This is a genomic window from Kitasatospora sp. NBC_01287 (genome assembly GCF_026340565.1).
Taxonomy (GTDB): domain Bacteria; phylum Actinomycetota; class Actinomycetes; order Streptomycetales; family Streptomycetaceae; genus Kitasatospora.
In genome coordinates, this window is record NZ_JAPEPB010000001.1 from 4502018 (window position 1) to 4519622 (window position 17605).

Sequence of the window (17605 nt, forward strand, 5' to 3'; positions counted from 1 at the left end):
GTTACTCCCCGCCCTCGAACGACTCCGCGTACGCGACATACTCGGCACGCTCCTCAGCCACCAGAGAGTGGGGCTCGGCGTAGACATGGTCGAAGATCAGCGTCGCGTCCGGGTCCGGCATGGAGCGCACGCCCTCGCGCACCCGCAGGCCCAGGGTCTCGCTCTCCGCCTCGACGCCCGCGAAGAACTCCTCGTCGGCCAGGCCCTCGCGCTCCAGGTGCGCCTTGAGCCGGGAGATCGGGTCCTTGGCCTTCCAGGCCTCGGTCTCCTCGGCGTCGCGGTAGCGGGTCGGGTCGTCCGAGGTGGTGTGCGCGCCCATCCGGTAGGTGAAGGCCTCGACCAGCACCGGGCCGTTGCCGCTGCGGGCGTGGTCCAGCGCCCAGCGGGTGACCGCCAGGCAGGCCAGCACGTCGTTGCCGTCCACCCGCACGCCCGGGAAGCCGAAGCCGGAGGCGCGGCGGTAGAGCGGGATCCGGGTCTGGTTGGTGGTCGGCTCGGAGATCGCCCACTGGTTGTTCTGGCAGAAGAACACCACCGGCGCGTTGTAGACCGAGGCGAAGGTGAAGGCCTCGCTGACATCGCCCTGGCTGGAGGCGCCGTCGCCGAAGTAGGCGATCACGGCGTCGTCGGCGCTGTCCTTGGTGATGCCCATCGCGTAGCCGGTCGCGTGCAGCGTCTGCGAGCCGATCACGATGGTGTAGAGGTGGAAGTTCTTCTCGTTCGGGTCCCAGCCGCCGTGGTTCACGCCGCGGAACATCCCGAGCAGGTTGAGCGGGTCGACCCCGCGGCACCAGGCCACACCGTGCTCGCGGTAGGTGGGGAAGGCGTAGTCGCTCTCCCGCATCGCGCGGCCGCTGCCGACCTGCGCCGCCTCCTGGCCGAGCAGCGAGGCCCACAGGCCCAGCTCGCCCTGCCGCTGCAGCGCGGTGGCCTCGGCGTCGAAGCGCCGCACCAGCACCAGGTCACGGTAGAGGGAGCGCAGCTCCTCGGGGGTGACGGTCAGCGGGTAGTCCGGGTGCTCGACCCGCTCGCCTTCCGGGGTGAGCAGCTGGACGAGCTCGGCAGGGGCGTCCTTCCCCGTGCCGGGGCTCTCGGGGACGCCGGGGGCGGCCTTCTTGCGCGCCCTCGCCGTGCTTTTGACGGTCACGTTCACTCCTCGGTCTGTCCGGCCGCCCGGGGTCGCCGGTGACCGGTCCGGTCACCTCCTCGCACGGTGCGCGGGGTGGGCGCACCGAATACGCGGCAGGTGGTGATCCTTTTCCGACGGCGTCCTCACGAGAACGTTACCCAGCGGGCGCTCTTGGCGCGCCTGCGCTAGGACGTCCTACTTGTTCCGACCAGGGTGGGGGTCGAACCGGGCACAGGAGCTCGCACCGGGGTGCCGTCAGGACACCTGCGCACGCTATCCGGGCAGCGCGCTTCGCGTAAGGGGGTTCGCCGGACAGATTGTGCGAGGAGCCGGTGCGGACGATAGGTCAGGCCTATGACGCTATGGGAGCATTTGCCAATGAACGAAAACGGGCGAATCAGGGTGTTCCTGCTCGACGACCACGAGGTGGTCCGGCGCGGCGTCCACGAACTGCTCTCCGACGAGCCGGACATCGAGGTGGTCGGCGAGGCCGGCACCGCCGCCGAGGCGCTCACCCGGATCCCGGCGGTGGCCCCCGATGTCGCGGTGCTGGACGTCCGGCTGCCGGACGGCAACGGCGTCGAGGTCTGCCGCGAGATCCGCTCGCAGCACCCCGGGGTCCGCTGCCTGATGCTCACCTCGTTCTCCGACGACGAGGCGCTCTTCGACTCGATCATGGCCGGGGCCTCGGGCTATGTGCTCAAGGCGATCCGCGGCAGCGACCTGCTCTCGGCGGTGCGCGACGTGGCGGCCGGCAAGTCGCTGCTCGACCCGGCGGCCACCAGCCGGGTGCTGGAGCGGCTGCGCGGCGAGGACGGCAAGGAGGACGAGAAGCTGGCCCAGCTGACCAAGCAGGAGCGGCGGATCCTGGACCTGATCGGCGAGGGGATGACCAACCGGCAGATCGGCGGTGAACTCCACCTCGCGGAGAAGACGGTGAAGAACTACGTCTCCAGTCTGCTGGCCAAAATGGGTATGGCGCGGCGCACCCAGGCGGCCGCCTACGTGGCCCGGCTGGGCACAGATCAGCACCACTAGGCGGTCGTTGACGCTCCGTCGGTGATCATGGCGTGGGAGGGGCCGCTCACAACCGGGCAATTTCGGCCAACCGGGGCACGCCAGGGGCCCGTCGCTACCATGATCAGACGTGACAGACCGTCAGATCGCCCTGGTAGAAGCCCCGCAACCGGGCCTGCCCGACACCGACGCCCCGCCGCTGGACGGCCCCGACACCGACGCCCCGCCGGTCGGCACGCTCAGCCCGCCCGTCCCGCGCCGGGCGCTGGCCCGGCTGCTGCGCGAGTACCGCCTGGGCCGGCTGCTCGCGGCCGAGCCGGTGGCCGAGGGCCTGCTCAACCGGGGCTACCGGGTGACCACCGACACCGGCCGGTACTTCCTCAAGTGCTACGTCGAGCCGGCCACCGCCACCCTGGCCGCGATCACCGCGCAGCACCGGGCCACCCTCGCGCTGGCCGGACTCGGCCTGCCGGTGCCGCCCCCGCTGACCGCCCGGGACGGGCGCACCACCACCGACCACCAAGGCCGGCGCTTCGCCCTCTACCCCTGGGTGGCCGGCCGGCACCGCACCGGCGCCGAACTCGACCCGCGACAGTGCGCGGAGCTGGGCGCGCTGCTCGCCGAACTGCACGGCGCCCTGGCGCAGGTCTGCGCCCCCGTCGCCCAGCCCGCCGCGCTGCCCAGCGCCGACCCGGAGGCCAGCGCGGAGCTGGCCGCCCGGCTGGCCGCGCTGGCCGCCCGCCGGCGCCCCTGCAGCGCCTTCGACCGACTGGCCGAGTACCGGCTGGCCGAGCGGATCGAGCTGCTCGCCACCCACCAGGGACGCCGGCCCGACCCCGCCGCGATCGGCCCCTCGGGCTGGGTGCACGGCGACTTCCACGGCCTCAACCTGCTGCACCGCGGCGGGCGGGTGGCGGCCGTGCTGGACTGGGACCGACTGCGGGTGCGCCCGCGCGCCGAGGAGGCCGTCCGGGCCGCCACGCTGATCTTCAACGACCCGGCCACCGGCGAGCTGGACCTGGCCCGGGTGCGCCGCTACGCGCGCGGCTACCGGGCCGCGGCGGGCGCCGGGGCCGAGGAACTGGCGCTGGCCGCCCACCGGGTCTGGTGGGAGCGGCTCAACGACTTCTGGATGCTGCAGTGGCACTACCAGCGCGCCGACCCGCGCGCGGACCCGCTCTTCCCGGCCGCCGCCGCGCAGACGGTCTGGTGGTGCCAGGAGTACGAGCAGGTCCTCGACGCGTTCGTGAACTGATGGACCGTCAGTTGACCGGCGGCGTACCGATGCTGATCGGCGGGCTCGCCTTGGACGAGGCCGGCGGCGGGTTGGCGGCGCCGCTCGATGCCCCGCTGGTGGGCGGCGCACCGGACGACGAGGCGCCGCCACCGCCCGGACTCCCCGAGCTCGACGGCACGGCGGGGGACGAGGCGGTCGACGAGCTCGACGGCGAGGCCGAGCCGGACGGGCTGGCCGTCGGCGAACTGGACCTGGTCGGGCGGTAGGTCGGCTGGCTCGGCGTCTGCGGCACGCTCTCGGTCGGCGGCTGGTACGTGGGCGTGCGGGTGCGGGTCGGGGACAGCGTCGGCGAGGGCGTCGGGCTGCTGGTGGTCGGCTGGTCGCTCGGCGACTCGGACACCACGGTCGAGTTGCTCGGCCCCGGCGGGATCACGTTCTGGCCGCCACCGCCACTACCGCCGGTGGCCGCCACGGCGATGCCGATCCCGGCCGCCGCCACCAGCACCACGCCCGCCGCCCAGGCCAGCGCCTTGCGGCGGCCACCCGCCGGCCGCGGCTCGTCCTCGTACCCGCCGCCACCGTAGCCGTCGGCGCCACCACCACCGGCACCGCCGGCACCGCCGCCCGCGCCGCCATAGGGCTGCCGCGGGGTCTGGTAGCCGGAGGCCGTGGCACCGCCGTAGGGCAGCACGGTGGTCCGGTCGTTCGGCGGCAGCGCACTGGCACCGAGCATCGCGGTCACCGCGGTGCCCTGCCCGGGTGTGCCGTCCCGCCCGGGCCCGCCGGCCGGGCCACCGAGCATGCCGCCGGTGGGGTAGCCACCCGCGCCGCCGTGCATCTCGCGCAGCGCGTGCTGCACGTGCGCGCGGAACTCGTCGGCGCTCTGGAAGCGGTCGTCCGGGCTCTTGGCCAGCGAGCGCAGCACCAGCTCGTCCAGCTGCCAGGGCACCCGGGAGTTGACCTGCGAGGGCGGCACCGGCGCGTCCTGGACGTGCTGGTAGACCACCGAGAGAGGGGTGTCGCCGGTGAACGGCGGACGCAGCGTGAGCAGCTCGTAGAGCATGCAGCCGGCGGCGTACAGGTCGGAGCGGTGGTCGACCGGCTTGCCCAGCGCCTGCTCGGGCGAGAGGTACTGCGGGGTGCCCATCACCATGCCGGTCTGGGTCATGGTGCTGGCCGCGCCGTCGAGCGCCCGGGCGATGCCGAAGTCCATCACCTTGACCGCGCCGGCGGTCGTGATGATCACGTTGGCCGGCTTGATGTCGCGGTGCACGATGCCGTGCCGGTGGCTGTAGTCCAGCGCCTCCAGCACCCCGGCGATGATGATCAGCGCCTGGTCGACCGGCGGGGCCTCCTCGGCCACCAGCAGCTCGCGGACGGTGCGGCCCTCGACCAGCTCCATCACGATGTACGGGGTCGACTCCCCGCCCACCAGATCCTCACCGGTGTCGTAGACCGCGACGATCGAGTGGTGGTTGAGCGAGGCGACCGAGTGCGCCTCGCGGGTGAACCGCAGCCGGGCCACCTCGTCCTGGGCCAGCTCGACCCGGAGCAGCTTGACCGCCACCGTGCGGCCGAGCCGGATGTCCTGGGCGGCCAGCACCTCGGCCATGCCGCCGCGGCCCAGCCGGTGGGTCAGCCGGTAGCGGCCGTCGCCGAGGGTGCCCATGGCCGCGGCAACGCCCCGACCGGGGGTGCCGGGACCGCCGTACGGCGCGCCGGGCGGCTGGCCCTGCGCGCGGGCCGCGGTGGTCTCCTCGGCCTGGTGGTCGTACTCGCCGTCGTGCCGCTGACCGGGACCGGGACCGACACCGGGGGCGGGAGTGCGCTCTCCCCCGCCGTCGCCCGGTTCATGCGTCTGTGCCATTACTCCTCGCCCCGGGCCGACGCTCTGGTCGCGGTCGCCCTTTCGATTCGCTCCCCCGGAACGCTACCGCCTCCGGCCCCCGCACCCCGAATGGGTTCCCGGGGTGCGGCAGGCGGCCGGGCGGGCGGGGCTTCGTCAGTCCTCTAGGTCAGGTCGGGCCCGGCGGACAGCCGGGCCGCCACGGCGGGCAGGCTCGACAGGCCGCTGCTGCTGGTGTCGGCGCTCTTGGTCGCCACGATCGCGATGATGATGATCATCAGCACCAGCAGGCCGACCACCACGCCGACCACCACCAGCGCCGTGGAGCAGCCCCGGTTGTCGGACTTCGGCGGCAGGTACTGGACCCCCTGCTGCATCGGCTGCTGCATCGGCATCGGCATGGGCGGCGGGGTCTGCGCCTGCCGCGGGAAGGCGGGCGGCGTCTGGAAGGGCTGCGGCGCCGGGGTCTGGTAGGCCGGCGGCGGCTGGAAGTGCGGCGGCTGCGCGACGGTGGGGCCCGGGCCGTAGGCCGGCGGCGGGGTCTGCGGCCCGGGGCCGTAGGGCGAGCCGGTGTGGGTGGGCTGGTAGTGCTGGCCGACCTGCGGGTTCGGGGTGTTGATGTCGCCCGTCACCGGCGGGAAGTTGGCCAGTGAGGAGGAGGCCGCGTGCACCGCGCGCGGCCCCTCGCTGATCACCAGCGGAGTGGCGGCCGGGCCGGCCTGCTCCCCGGCCAGCACCCGCTCGACCTCCTCGCGCATCGCGGCGGCGGTCGGGAACCGGTGGGCCGGGTCCTTGCGCAGCGCGCGGGCCACCAGCGCGTCCACCGCGGGGGTGACCGCGCGGTTCACGCTGGAGGGCGCCGGCGGCGGCTCCTGGACGTGCTTGTAGGCGATGGAGAACGGCGAGTCCCCGTCGAACGGCAGCTGGCCGGTGAGCAGTTCGAAGAGCATGCAGCCGACCGAGTAGAGGTCGGAGCGGGCGTCCACGCTCTTGCCCAGCGCCTGCTCGGGCGAGAGGTACTGCGGGGTGCCGACCACCATGCCGGTCTGGGTCATCGAGGTGACCCCCGACTGCATGGCCCGGGCGATGCCGAAGTCCATCACCTTGACCTCGCCCTTGGTGTTCACCATGACGTTGCCCGGCTTGATGTCGCGGTGCACCAGGCCCTGGTCGTGCGAGGTGTCCAGGGCGGCCAGCACCGCGCCGGTGATCCGCAGCGCCTGATCGGTGGGCATCGCGCCGTGCTCGGCGATCGCCTGGTTGAGCACGTCGCGCAGCGACTGGCCCTCGACGTACTCCATGACGATGTAGGGCGTGGTGGCCCCGTCCCGCGCCACCTCCTCGCCGCTGTCGTAGACAGTGACGATGTTGGAGTGCGACAGCCGCGCGACGGCCTGCGCCTCGCGGCGGAAGCGCTCGCGGAAGGACTGCTCCCGGCCCAGCTCGGTGTGCAGCGTCTTCACCGCCACGTTGCGGCCCAGCACGTTGTCGTGCGCCAGGTGGACCGAGGCCATGCCGCCCTCGCCCAGCAGGCGCTTCAGGACGTACCGGCCATGGCCCAGCGAGTGGAGCTGCCCCTGCGGTTGGTCCACTCCGGTGCTGCCGTCCTCGCTCATGGTCCTCTGCTTCCCCCTCGGCGGGCCGTCGACAGGGGTCAGGGTATCGGCTGCCCCACCGCTGGACGCCACCGCTCCCCGGCACGGTTGCGGGGCGCGGTGGCGTGGCGGTGCCGAAGGCCGCGGGTCCGCTACAGGTAGGGACCGGAGCGGATGCCGCGGCCCTCGCCGGGCTCCTCGAAGTCCAGGTCCTGCGGGGCGCTGCCCGGCGGCAGGGCGCGGCGCATCTGCTCCAACTGCGCGCGGGCGGCCATCTGCTGGGCGAAGAGCGCGGTCTGGATGCCGTGGAAGAGGCCCTCCAGCCAGCCGACCAGCTGGGCCTGGGCGATCCGCAGCTCCGCCTCGGTCGGGATGGTGTCCTCGGTGAACGGCAGCGAGAGCCGCTCCAGCTCCGCCACCAACTCCGGGGCCAGGCCGAGCTCCAGCTCCTTGATCGAGCTGGCGTGGATGTTCTTCAACCGGACCCGGCTGGCCTCGTCGAGCGGAGCCGCGCGGACCTCCTCCAGCAGCTGCTTGATCATGCTGCCGATCCGCATCACCTTGGCGGGCTGCTCGACCATCTCGGTCACCGGCAGCTCGCGGTGCTCCCCCTCCTCACCCGTCCGGCCGAAGGCACGTCCGGCGCCCTGCGGCGCGGTGCCGACCGCCATCCCGTCCGGGCCGACGATCAGCACCTGCTGCGGGCCCTCCTCGGACAGACCGTCCGGTCCCTTCGATCCCTGGTACGGCTCGTGCTCGGGCCGTTCGTTCAGCGGCTTCGTCATAACTCCTTCATATGCTTCGGCCGGTGGGAGGGTCAACCGACCACGGCCGGCCCGGGTCAGCCGCGGCGCAGCCGCACTCCCACCAGGGCCAGCCCGAGGCCGATCAGCACGAGCCCGGCGCCCAGCGGCAGCACCAGCACCACCGGGCCGCGCAGCCGCACCGCGCTCGCGCTCTGGCGCCCGGCGGCCGCCTGCGGGCCGTTGGCCTGCGGATCGGCGGCCTGCGGATCGATGGCGGGGTCTGGGGCGGGGTCTGTGGCGGGGGCCGCGGCAGCGGGCGGGCCCGCGTCCGCCGGGCCGGCCGGGGCCGGTGCGGAGGCGGCCGGGGGGTCGGCCGGCAGTGCCCCGCCGATCGCCGGGTCCGCGGTGGGCGGGGCGGCGGCCGGGATGACCACGACTCCCGGGTCACCGGCGCCGGCGGGGTCGGCCGCGTCAGCGGGCTCACCCGGGACGGTGGGACCAGTGGGACCGACGGGATCAGCGGTGGGCGCGGGCTGGTCGCTCGGCGCCGTGGTCCGCTCCGGTGTCGGGCGCGGCCGGCGGGTCGGATCCGCCGCGGGCCTGGACGGCGCGGCCTCCGACGGGTGGGCGGCCACGGCGGTCGGGGCCGTGGTCCCCGGGGCCGTGGCGCCCGGTGGGTCGGCCGCCGGGCTCTGGGCGGCCGCCGCGGTGGGCGGCGCACCGCCCGGGGCTGCCGTGCCCGGCTCGGCGGCGCCCGGCAGGCCCGGACCCGGCGTGGCCGGCCCCGGGGCGGTGCTCGTGAGTGCGCCCGGGTCACCCGGGAGCGCGGAGCCGGCGGTCGCGGCGGCCTCGGTCGGCGCGGCGGCGGGCACGGGGGCGGCGGCCGGGGCCGGCACGGAGGCGTCGGAGGCCCACGCCCCCGGCTGGTCCGAGGCCGGATCGGCGGACTCCGCCCCGGGTTCGGGCATCGGCCGCAGCAGCGGGAACGGGCGCTCGGGGCCCTGCGAGGCGGAATTGACCGGCTCGGCCACCGGCAGCGCGCCCCCGGTGGCGGCCTGCGCGGCGGCGACGGGTATCAGCAGCGCGAGCAGCACCGGTGCCGTCAGGGCGACTCCGGCCGCCAGTGGCCCGGTCCGGCGCGCGCCCCGGCGGCGGGGCCGGGGCCGGGGCTCGCTGCCGGGGGCGGCGGAGAACCGGGAGGAGCGGGAAGAACGGGAAGTGGCAGAGAGCGGGAGCGACGAGAGCGAGGTCTTGGCCACGGACGACGGTCCTTCCGACGGCCGGTGCCCCGAGGGGCCGCCGGCGGCGGGACAGCTCCGCTCCAGCGTCACACAGCCCGCCGCGCCGGGCATGCCGGACGGAACGGACCCCCGCCCGGCCCGGCCCAGCGCCCGGCGCCGGCGCCCGATGGCCGTACCCGCGCTCAGTCCAGGCCCCGGGCCTGCCGCAGCCGGGCCGCGAGCAGCCCGGGGTCGATGATCGGCTCCGGATAGTCGGGCCGGTCCGCCAGCAGCCAGGGCCGGTGCACGGCCCGCCCGGGGATGCCCGCGAGCTCCGGCACCCAGCGGCGCACGTAGGTGCCCTCGGGGTCGTAGCGGTCCGCCTGGACCAGGGGGTTGAGCACCCGGTTGGGGCGGGTGTCGGTACCGGTGCCGGCCACCCACTGCCAGTTCAGCTGGTTGTTGGCCAGATCGCCGTCGACCAGCAGCGAGAGGAAGTGCCGGGCGCCGATCCGCCAGTCCTGGTAGAGCGTCTTGCTGAGGAAGCAGGCGGTGAGCAGCCGGGCCCGGTTGTGCATCCAGCCCTCGGCGGCGAGCTGGCGCAGCCCGGCGTCCACGATCGGGTAGCCGGTGCGGCCCCGCCGCCAGGCCTCGACCTCCCGCTCGTGGTACGGCCACCGGTCGCCCTTGCTCCGGTAGTCCAGTCGGGCCGCCTGCGGGCGGGCGGCCAGGACCTGGTGGTGGAAGTCGCGCCAGGCCAGTTGGCGCACGAAGGCCTCGGCACCGGGCCCGCCGCGCCGCACGGCCTGCGCGACCAGCTCGCCCGCGGAGAGGCAACCGAAGTGCAGGTAGGGCGACAGGCGCGAGGTGCCGTCGGCGGCGAGGTCGTCGTGCTGTTCCTCGTACCGGTCGGGGGACCAGGCCCGCCACAGCCGCCGCCCCGCGCTCTCACCGCCCGGCGGGAGCGCGGGCGAGTCCGCGCGCGCCCTCGGCAGCGGCACGCCCTGGACCCCGTCCGGCACCCGCACGGCCCGCGGCGCCCGCCGGACGGTGCGCCGCTCGGCCCGCTGCCAGGCCCGGAAGTACGGGGTGAAGACCGCGTAGTGGTCCTTCCCCACCGGGGTGACGGCGCCCGGCGCGAGCGCGGTCAGCGAGGCGTCGTGCACCCGCAGCCGGGCCCCGAACCGCTCGCGCAGCTCGCGCTCGCGCCGCGCGGCGAAACCGCTGACCCCGGCGGCGAGGTGGATCGAGGCGGCCCCGGTCTGCTCGACCAGCCGGGCCACCTCGTCCGCGGTGCGGCCCTGGCGGAGCACCAGTCGCCCGCCGACCGCGCGCAGCGAGGCGTCCAGATCGACCAGGCAGTCCAGCAGGAACGCCTGCCGGTTGGGCACCGCGAAGCCGGTGGCCGCGAGGTCCTGGTCCAGCACGAAGAGCGGGACCACCTCGTCCCCGTCGGCGAGGGCCGCGTGCAGCACCGGGTTGTCGTGCAACCGCAGGTCCTGGGTGAACAGGGCGATGGTGACGGTCATGGGCCGGGTCCGGGTCCTTCTCGGGGCGTTGGTCAGGTCCCGCAGAGACCATCAGAACCGGGCCCCGGTCGGCGGCTCATCCGCCCGGCGTGTCGTCAGCGGCCGCTGCCGGCCGCGACCGGCAGCCCGTGCGGCATCGCCCAGCCCTCGGCCAGGCGCGAGGGATGGACGTTGGCGCCGCCACCGAAGTACTCGCAGAACTTCATGATCAGCGGGTCCCAGCCCACCGGGTCCACGTAACCGGTCCCCGGGATGACCAACTCCTCGGCGACATGGGCGCGCAGCACCTCGACCTGGATGGCCACCGTCCGGGACGCGACGGGGTCGCCGAACGGGTGCGAGGCGATGACCCGGCACTCCAACTGGACCGGGCACTGGGCGACCCGGGGCGGCGCCACCAGCTCCGAGGCCTGCTCGGTCAGGCCGCCGAGGGCGAACTTGTCGGGCTCGTAGCGGTAGCCCTGCCGCTCCTTGGTCGGTGACATGGCCGGATTGCCGGTGGTCATCGCGATCCGGTCCACCGCCTGCGCCATCGCGGCGGACGGCAGGTTGAGCACGCACTCACGCTCGCGCAGCAGGTTCTCCACCGTCCTGCTGGCGGTCCCCATGCCGAGCATGGCGTGCCGGCCCAGCCACCACGCCGAGGACATCGGGGCGAGGTTCGCGCTGCCGTCCTCGTTCCTGGAACTGATCAGCACCACCGGGGTTCCGAAGTACAGCACCTTGAGCCCGGGCACCACGTGCATGTCTCGCCTCTCGCGCAGGGGGTCGCAGGACGCGGGCGGCTCGGGGCCGGCCCGCGGCTCCACTCTCGGCGGGCGCGGCGGCCGGCGCTGGCGGTCATCGGACCTCGCGTTGGCCGCCGCCGACGGGCGGGAGCGGGGCAGGCGGGCGGGAGCGGGGCAGGCGGGACAGCCGGGCGAGATGCAGCACGGATGGCGCACTCCTAGACTCACGATCATCGGAATGTCTGATATGAGGCATTCGTCATGAGGCATTCGTCGGAAGTGGCGGCACACGGCCGCACGACCAGACAGGAGCCGCCACCATGTCCACCGGCCAGTACCGCGACCCCCAGCCCGACCCCGAACGCCCCAGCGGCACCAGTAGCAGCAGCAGTAGCAGCAGTACCAGCAGCAGCACCAGTAGCAGCGCCAACCGACCCGGCCGTCCCACCGGCCCGCCCCGCGGCAGCGGCTGGGCCGACGGCGGCACCATGTTCGCGGGTGTCCTGATGCTGGTCAACGGCCTGCTCGCGGTCTTCCAGGGCATCATGGGCATCGCCAAGGACCAGGTCTTCGTCGCCACCCCGCGCTACGTCTTCCGCTTCGACCTGACCTCCTGGGGCTGGATCCACCTGGCGCTCGGCGTGCTGATCGCACTGGTCGGCGTCGGGGTGCTCAGCGGGGCGGGCTGGGCGCGCTGGACCGGCGTCGCGCTGACGGGGCTGTCGCTGATCGCCCAGTTCGTCTTCGTCCCGTACTACCCGCTCTGGTCGCTGGTGGTGATCGCCATCGACGTCTTCATCATCTGGGCGCTGGTCAACTACCGCGAGGAGCCCGGCTACCGCCGCTGACCGGCGAGCAGGCGCCCGGCAACGGGCCGGTGGCCGGGGCCAGCTCCCCCGGCCACCGGCCCGTTGCCGCGTCACCTCCCGCACCACCACCTCGGACGTCGGAGCCTGTCAAGAAGCCCCCACGCGTCGCACCTCTGTCACACATCCGCCCCTCAAAAATCCCCTGTTCACGGTAGATACCATCTATCTGACTGGTCATACGTAATGGGGGGACTCATGACCGACTCCACTGGTGGCGGTGCCGGCTTCTCGGTCCATCCGGCCGACATCCTCACGGCCGCACCGGACTTCACCACCCAGAGCGACCGCCTGGGGTCGGCCGTCACCAACCTGGAGTCCACCCTCAAGGACCTCGGCTCACCGTGGGGCGCGGACGACCAGGGCAAGAAGTTCGGCGACGCCTACGACCCCCGACACACCGCCCTGGTCAAGTCGCTGGGCGTCCTCGTCCAGGGCATGGCCAGCATCCACCTCGGCCTGGAAGCCATGGCCGGCAACCATCAGGGCACCGACACCACCGCCGCCACCTCGCTGAAGGCCGGCGAGTAATGGGGCTGACCCAGGACGCCGAGAAGACCGTCCGCGACCTCACCGGCATGTGGTGGCCCGACGCCGACGAGGACGGACTGCGCAGAGCCGCCAAGGCCTGGAGCGACTGCGCCGACGCCATCGACGACGTCTGTTCCAAGGCCAACACCACCGCCCAGGGCATCGTCCACGACAACTCGGGCCCCGCCGTGGACGCCTTCGGCAAGTTCTGGGCCCAGTACTACGACAGCGGCAAGGGCTGGCTCCACGACACCTCCGACGCCTGCCGCCAGATCGCCAAGGCCTTCACCCAGTACGCCGACGAAGTCGGCAAGGCCAAGCACCAGTTGGAAGAGAAGATCGCCCTCGTCGGCGGCGTCCTGATCGCCGGCACGGCCCTGGCGTTCTTCACCGGCGGCCTCTCCGAGGCCGCCGCGGACGGGGCCGCCGCCGGCATCGTCAGCGCGGCCGCCGCGGTCGGCGTCACCGTCTCCGAAACCGTCGCCACCATCGCCGGCACCGTCCTGACCGGGGCCGTCTTCGGCGCCGCCGAATCCGCCACCGTCGACCTCGCGGTCGCCCAGCCCATCAAGATCGCCTTCGGCGACCAGAAGGGCATCAGCGGCACCGAGATCCTCGACGCCGCCGAAACCGGCGGCATCGCCGGCGGCGCCGCCAGCGGCTTCGGCGCCGGCGCCAAGATCCTCGCCGAATCCAGCGACACCCTCGCCCCCGCTCTCAACGCCCTCAGCACCATGCCCGGCCGCATGCTCGTCGGCGGCGGCATGGCGGCCGGCCAGGACGCCGTCTTCAACGGCGGCAGCATCGACCCCCTCGACCTTGCGGCCGGCATCATCGGCGGAGCCGCCGCACCGGGGGGCAGGGGGAACGACGACCCCGCGCCCGACCAGATGGGCACCCGACGTCAGCGCGCCGCCCAGAACGACGACAAGTCCGACTTCCCAGTGCCGCCGAGGATCCCCGGGGACGGCGCGCTACCGACCGGCGACCCCGTGTACTACCGCCCCGGGTCCACGGCCGTCGGCTACGACTCCAGCACGGTGTCCAACTTCGACAACGTCGCGCCCAAGCCCGGCTACCACGACGTGGTGATCCACGGGAACAACCAGGGGTACTTCGAGCCCGGCCGGATCAACGCCGCCGGCAAGGGGTTCTCGGGCGGCGACACCCACCCGGGCCACATCGCGGACGCCATCCGCAACAGCCCCTACTACGAAGGCGGCCCGATCCGACTCGTCTCCTGCCACTCCGGCACGGTCGGTGACGGGATCGCGGAGGTCCCGGCGGCCCAGACCCTCGCCAACGAGCTCGGCGTCCCGGTCATGGCCCCCACCAATAAGGTGGGTACCGTCCCCGCGCTGGGTGCCGGCCAGGAGCCCCAGATCTTCGGGGAAGGCTACTGGCGGACCTTCCTGCCCATGACCCAATGACCCAATGACTCACCGACCACTAGGAGACCCCGTGCAGATCCTCGGTTTCTACCAGGAGTTCTGGCCGGCCGAGGCGGGCGAACCGGTCGGCCGGCTGACCGACCTGGTCGGCGGGGACCCCCTGCCCGACGAGGCCGCCATCACCGCGTACCTGCGCGACGGCAGCGAACTCTTCAGCGCCATGGGCTCTCTGCGCGACGTCCTGGGCAGCGACTACCGGATCCTCGGCGGCGACTCGCTCTTCACTGACGGTGAGTGGGTCTGGCGCGGCGACCTCTGGTTCTACCTCCAGACCTACCACGCCGCTCTGCCCGGGGAGTTCGTGGCCCGGGTACGGGAACTCGGCCACCAGGTCCCCGAGGTGTCCCGCGAACGGTTGATCGAGGTCTGGGGCCAGGTGCGCACGTTCCTGTGACCGGGCTCCGACGTGCGCATGAGCGCTGAACGCACCGACGCGTCGGTCACCAGGGGGACCACCGGCACAGTGGTGGCCAGGGTTCCGTGAGCCGGGGCGGGTCCCGCTCCGGGCCCGCCCCGGCCCCGTTCAGACCTGCAGCACGACCTTGCCCACGTGCTCGCCCGCCTCCAGCGCCCGGTGCGCCTGGGCCGCCTCGGTCAGCGGGAGCACCCGGTCGATCACCGGCTTCACCACCCCCGACTCCACCAGCGGCCACACGTGCTCACGCACCGCCGCCACGATCGCCGCCTTCTCCGCCAGCGGCCGCGGGCGCAGCGAGGTGGCCACCACCGCCGCCCGCTTGGCCAGCAGGGTGGAGAGGTCGATCTCTCCCTTGGTGCCGCCCTGCAGTCCGATGATCACCAGCCGCCCGCTGACCGCCAGCGCGTCCACGTTCCGCTGCAGGTACTTGGCACCCATGATGTCCAGGATCACGTCCGCTCCGTGACCACCCGTCACCTCCCGCACCACCTCGACGAAATCACGCTCGCGGTAGTTGATCCCGACATCCGCGCCCAGCTCCGCGCACCGCGCCAGCTTCTTCGCGCTCCCGGCGGTCACCACCACCCGCGCACCCACCGCCTTCGCCAACTGGGTCGCCATCGTCCCGATCCCGCTCGCACCACCGTGCAGCAGCACCGTCTCGCCAGGGCGCAGGTGGGCCACCATGAAGACGTTGGACCAGACCGTGGCCGCCACCTCCGGCAGCGCGGCCGCGGCGACCAGGCCGAGGCCGCGCGGGATCGGCAGCAGCTGGCCGACCGGCACCGCGACCTGCTCGGCGTAGCCGCCGCCGGCCAGCAGGGCGCAGACCTCGTCGCCGACCGCCCAGCCGGCCACGCCGGGGCCCAGCGCGGTGATCCGCCCGGAGCACTCCAGCCCCGGGTAGGGGGAGGCGCCGGGCGGCGGGTTGTAGCGGCCCTGCCGCTGCATCAGGTCGGCGCGGTTGACGGCGGTGGCGGCCACCTCGACCAGGGCCTCGCCCTCGCCGGGTACCGGGTCGTCCACCTCGGTCCAGCTCAGTGCGTCGGGACCGCCGGGCTCAGGGATCGTGAATGCGAACATGGCCCGACGCTACTCGGCGCACCCCTCGACCGGGGCGACCGCCACCACCGCCACCACCGCTAGGGCAACGGGGTGGGGGCCGCGAGGTAGGACTGGGTCCGGGTGGCCCAGTAGCCGAAGTCGCCGGGGCCGCTCTGGTCGGTGCCCGAGGTCTCCGGCACGCCGTAGGTGCTGGTCCCGGTGCCGGCGCCGAACAGGACGGCCACCACACCCGCCGCGGCCGCCTCCGGCAGGTGCGAGCCCCAGGTGACGGTGGAGCCGCTCACCGAGACCTTCGGGTCGGCGCCCGGATCGCTGCTGTAGAAGGCCAGGTTGTTGCCGCTGGAGGTGAAGGAGTCGCCGTAGAAGAAGGTCGAGGCGGAGTCCTCGTTCTCCTCGGCGCTCGTGTTGTCCAGGTCGGGGAAGGTGCCGGAGGCGTTGAAGTACGTCGGGCTCGGCGTCCTGGTGGAGTTGAGGTGCCCCACCGCGATCTGCCACAGCACCGCCGGCAGGCCCAGGGACTGACGGATCGTCTGGACGTAGAGCAGGTAGTTGCTCCAGTGCGCCGCGTTCAGGTACCGCACGTCGGCGGCGGGGTCGGGGTCGTGCAGGATGCCGAAGTCCTGGCCCCACTGGTCGAAGGCGACGAAGTCGGCCTGGTAGCCGATGTCCGCGCTCTCCAGGAACGCGGCGACCTGGCTGCCGGTCGAGGCGACCGACTGGCGGCCCGCGGTCCAGCCCATGGTGTCGGTGTCCTTGAGCGCGTCGCGCACGCCCCAGGTGTTGACCTGCCAGCCGAGGAAGGCCGCCGGGTCGTACTTCTTGATCGTGTAGGAGATCGCCTGGACCAGGCCGGTGAGGTTGTTGCCGAAGGCCGGGTCGCCGCTGCCGCTCAGCACCCCGGAGGCGTACGCCGCGCTGGTGGCGGCCGGGAACCTGGTGGCGTCGCCGCCGTACTGGGCCGCGTAGTTCTGCTGCAGGTAGCCGAGCATGTCGGGCTCGATCACCCAGCCCACCGGCTTGCCCGGGGCGGCCGCGTTCGCCGCCGTCGCGGCGTTCTTGAGCGACTGGAAGTAGGTGGTCAGCCAGCTCGCGCTCTGCATGTTGGTGTAGTCGACGCTGGTGCCGTCGACGTTGCCGTTCATCCCGTACTCGACCATGACCGGGGTCATCCCGAGCTGGGCGGAGTGCTGGACCATGGTCGTGGTGGTGGCGGCCCAGTTGCCGAAGTTGTCGCCGGTCAGGTACTCGTACCCGTAGTCCGGCAGCTTGCCGTGCGCCTTGAGGCCGTTGAAGAAGCTGTCGACGCCGGTGCCGGGCGTGTAGACGCTGCCGATCGACAGGTAGGACGGGTGCCAGGCGGCGCCGGTGCCGCCGCCGCTCCGGGTGCTCGCGGTCACCGGGGCGCTGGCGGCGGAGGCGTGGCCGGCCGCGTCGAGCGCGGTGACGGTGTAGGTGTGGCTGGTGCCGGCCGCGAGGCCCGTGACGGTGGCCGCGGTGGCGGTGCTGGTGGCGACCACGGTCGAGCCTTCGCGGACCTGGTACGAGGTGGCCGCGGAGCCGGTGCCCGGCTCGGTCCAGGCCAGCGAGATCGAGGAGGCAGTGCTGGCCGAGACGGCCAGGCCCGTGGGAGTGGCCGGGCCCTGCGCGGGGCCGCCGCCGGGGCCGGTCAGCGAGACGTCGTCGGCGAGGTAGGTGCCCTGGCCGTACCAGCCGTGCAGGTAGAGGGTGACCGAGGTGGTCGAGGCGCCGGTGGTGAAGCCGGTGGTCAGCTGCTGCCAGCCGCCGCCGGTGCCCGGCGTCCAGGTCGAGCTGTAGCCGGTCGCGCCCAGGTAGACGTAGGCGCCCTGGACGTACGCCGATAGCGTGTAGGCCGAGTTCGGTTGGACGGCCACGGTCTGGACGCACTGCGCGTCGTCGCTCGCGCCGGCCGCGCCGGCCAGCGCGTGGCTGCCGGAGTGGACCGGCGAGCCGACCACCGAGCCGGTGCCGGCGTCGCAGCTCCACCCGGTCAGGTCACCGGTCTCGAAGCCGGAGTTGACCACCAGATTGCTGCCGTCGGCGTGCGCCGGGACCGCCAGCGCGAGCAGTCCCGTGGCCAACAGTGCGACTGAACTGAGCATGGACATAGCGGAGTTGAGCTTGCGCACAGAGTCCTCCGGTGGGGGCGGCAGGGCGAGGCGAAGCGTACGGTGACGACGATGGACTAGACCTGTTCCGGCGTCAAGAG

General features: G+C 73.5%; 15 protein-coding genes. 6 read left to right on the forward strand and 9 right to left on the reverse strand.

Going from position 1 to position 17605, the window contains the following annotated elements; genetic code table 11:
* Window position 1 precedes the first annotated feature (1 nt).
* Window positions 2-1153 carry a pyruvate dehydrogenase (acetyl-transferring) E1 component subunit alpha gene (gene pdhA, locus OG455_RS19160; RefSeq protein ID WP_266295353.1) on the reverse strand — a complete coding sequence of 384 codons (1152 nt, stop codon included), beginning with the start codon at window positions 1151-1153 and terminating at the stop codon, window positions 2-4.
* A gap of 354 nt (window positions 1154-1507) precedes the next feature.
* On the opposite strand from pdhA, the gene OG455_RS19165 reads away from it, so the two are divergent.
* Together OG455_RS19165 and OG455_RS19170 are read left to right on the forward strand one after the other, a co-directional pair.
* On the forward strand, window positions 1508-2167 hold the full coding sequence (locus tag OG455_RS19165) for a response regulator transcription factor (RefSeq protein ID WP_266295355.1): 660 nt from the start codon (window positions 1508-1510) through the stop codon (window positions 2165-2167).
* A 109-nt stretch (window positions 2168-2276) separates the two neighbouring features.
* Window positions 2277-3401: a phosphotransferase gene (locus OG455_RS19170; protein WP_323185541.1), complete on the forward strand. Its 1125-nt coding sequence runs from the start codon at window positions 2277-2279 to the stop codon at window positions 3399-3401.
* 7 nt (window positions 3402-3408) lie between these two features.
* Here the strand turns inward: OG455_RS19170 and OG455_RS19175 are convergent, their stop codons facing one another.
* The 6 genes from OG455_RS19175 to OG455_RS19200 form a co-directional block, all read right to left on the reverse strand.
* Window positions 3409-5052, reverse strand: a complete 1644-nt coding sequence (locus OG455_RS19175) for a protein kinase (RefSeq protein ID WP_266300868.1) — start codon at window positions 5050-5052, stop codon at window positions 3409-3411.
* 341 nt (window positions 5053-5393) lie between these two features.
* The gene (locus OG455_RS19180; protein WP_266295357.1) at window positions 5394-6845 is read right to left on the reverse strand and encodes a protein kinase; all 1452 of its coding nucleotides are present in this window, start codon (window positions 6843-6845) and stop codon (window positions 5394-5396) included.
* 131 nt (window positions 6846-6976) lie between these two features.
* Window positions 6977-7495, reverse strand: coding sequence for a bacterial proteasome activator family protein (locus OG455_RS19185; RefSeq protein WP_266300869.1), 519 nt, complete (start codon window positions 7493-7495; stop codon window positions 6977-6979).
* Between the two features lie 170 nt (window positions 7496-7665).
* A complete protein-coding gene (locus tag OG455_RS19190; RefSeq protein ID WP_266295359.1) occupies window positions 7666-8829 on the reverse strand; it encodes a hypothetical protein in 1164 nt (387 codons plus the stop codon).
* Between the two features lie 164 nt (window positions 8830-8993).
* Window positions 8994-10319, reverse strand: coding sequence for a deoxyribodipyrimidine photo-lyase (locus tag OG455_RS19195; RefSeq protein ID WP_266295361.1), 1326 nt, complete (start codon window positions 10317-10319; stop codon window positions 8994-8996).
* A gap of 95 nt (window positions 10320-10414) precedes the next feature.
* A complete protein-coding gene (locus OG455_RS19200; RefSeq protein ID WP_266295363.1) occupies window positions 10415-11065 on the reverse strand; it encodes a flavin reductase family protein in 651 nt (216 codons plus the stop codon).
* Between the two features lie 302 nt (window positions 11066-11367).
* On the opposite strand from OG455_RS19200, the gene OG455_RS19205 reads away from it, so the two are divergent.
* The 4 genes from OG455_RS19205 (at window position 11368) to OG455_RS19220 (ending at window position 14289) form a co-directional block, all read left to right on the forward strand.
* Complete coding sequence (locus OG455_RS19205; RefSeq protein WP_266295365.1) at window positions 11368-11895, forward strand: hypothetical protein; 528 nt, start codon at window positions 11368-11370, stop codon at window positions 11893-11895.
* A 216-nt stretch (window positions 11896-12111) separates the two neighbouring features.
* Window positions 12112-12444: a WXG100 family type VII secretion target gene (locus OG455_RS19210; protein ID WP_266295367.1), complete on the forward strand. Its 333-nt coding sequence runs from the start codon at window positions 12112-12114 to the stop codon at window positions 12442-12444.
* Window positions 12444-13874 carry a hypothetical protein gene (locus OG455_RS19215; protein ID WP_266295369.1) on the forward strand — a complete coding sequence of 477 codons (1431 nt, stop codon included), beginning with the start codon at window positions 12444-12446 and terminating at the stop codon, window positions 13872-13874. The genes OG455_RS19210 and OG455_RS19215 overlap by 1 nt, the downstream gene beginning before the upstream one ends.
* Before the next feature lie 31 nt (window positions 13875-13905).
* Window positions 13906-14289, forward strand: coding sequence for a hypothetical protein (locus tag OG455_RS19220; RefSeq protein WP_266295371.1), 384 nt, complete (start codon window positions 13906-13908; stop codon window positions 14287-14289).
* Window positions 14290-14418: 129 nt separating this feature from the next.
* Here OG455_RS19220 and OG455_RS19225 read toward each other — a convergent pair whose 3' ends face one another.
* Window positions 14419-15396: an NAD(P)H-quinone oxidoreductase gene (locus tag OG455_RS19225; protein WP_266295373.1), complete on the reverse strand. Its 978-nt coding sequence runs from the start codon at window positions 15394-15396 to the stop codon at window positions 14419-14421.
* Between the two features lie 59 nt (window positions 15397-15455).
* Window positions 15456-17498, reverse strand: coding sequence for a carbohydrate binding domain-containing protein (locus OG455_RS19230; protein ID WP_266295375.1), 2043 nt, complete (start codon window positions 17496-17498; stop codon window positions 15456-15458).
* Window positions 17499-17605 lie beyond the last annotated feature (107 nt).

Coding starts and splice junctions, on each gene's coding strand:
- OG455_RS19200 (WP_266295363.1), bottom strand. CDS start 11,065: ATGCACGTGGTGCCCGGGCTCAAGGTGCTGTACTTCGGAACCCCGGTG.
- OG455_RS19175 (WP_266300868.1), bottom strand. CDS start 5,052: ATGGGCACCCTCGGCGACGGCCGCTACCGGCTGACCCACCGGCTGGGC.
- OG455_RS19225 (WP_266295373.1), bottom strand. CDS start 15,396: ATGTTCGCATTCACGATCCCTGAGCCCGGCGGTCCCGACGCACTGAGC.
- OG455_RS19180 (WP_266295357.1), bottom strand. CDS start 6,845: ATGAGCGAGGACGGCAGCACCGGAGTGGACCAACCGCAGGGGCAGCTC.
- OG455_RS19195 (WP_266295361.1), bottom strand. CDS start 10,319: ATGACCGTCACCATCGCCCTGTTCACCCAGGACCTGCGGTTGCACGAC.
- OG455_RS19165 (WP_266295355.1), top strand. CDS start 1,508: ATGAACGAAAACGGGCGAATCAGGGTGTTCCTGCTCGACGACCACGAG.
- OG455_RS19215 (WP_266295369.1), top strand. CDS start 12,444: ATGGGGCTGACCCAGGACGCCGAGAAGACCGTCCGCGACCTCACCGGC.
- OG455_RS19230 (WP_266295375.1), bottom strand. CDS start 17,498: ATGCTCAGTTCAGTCGCACTGTTGGCCACGGGACTGCTCGCGCTGGCG.
- OG455_RS19185 (WP_266300869.1), bottom strand. CDS start 7,495: ATGGCGGTCGGCACCGCGCCGCAGGGCGCCGGACGTGCCTTCGGCCGG.
- OG455_RS19210 (WP_266295367.1), top strand. CDS start 12,112: ATGACCGACTCCACTGGTGGCGGTGCCGGCTTCTCGGTCCATCCGGCC.
- OG455_RS19205 (WP_266295365.1), top strand. CDS start 11,368: ATGTCCACCGGCCAGTACCGCGACCCCCAGCCCGACCCCGAACGCCCC.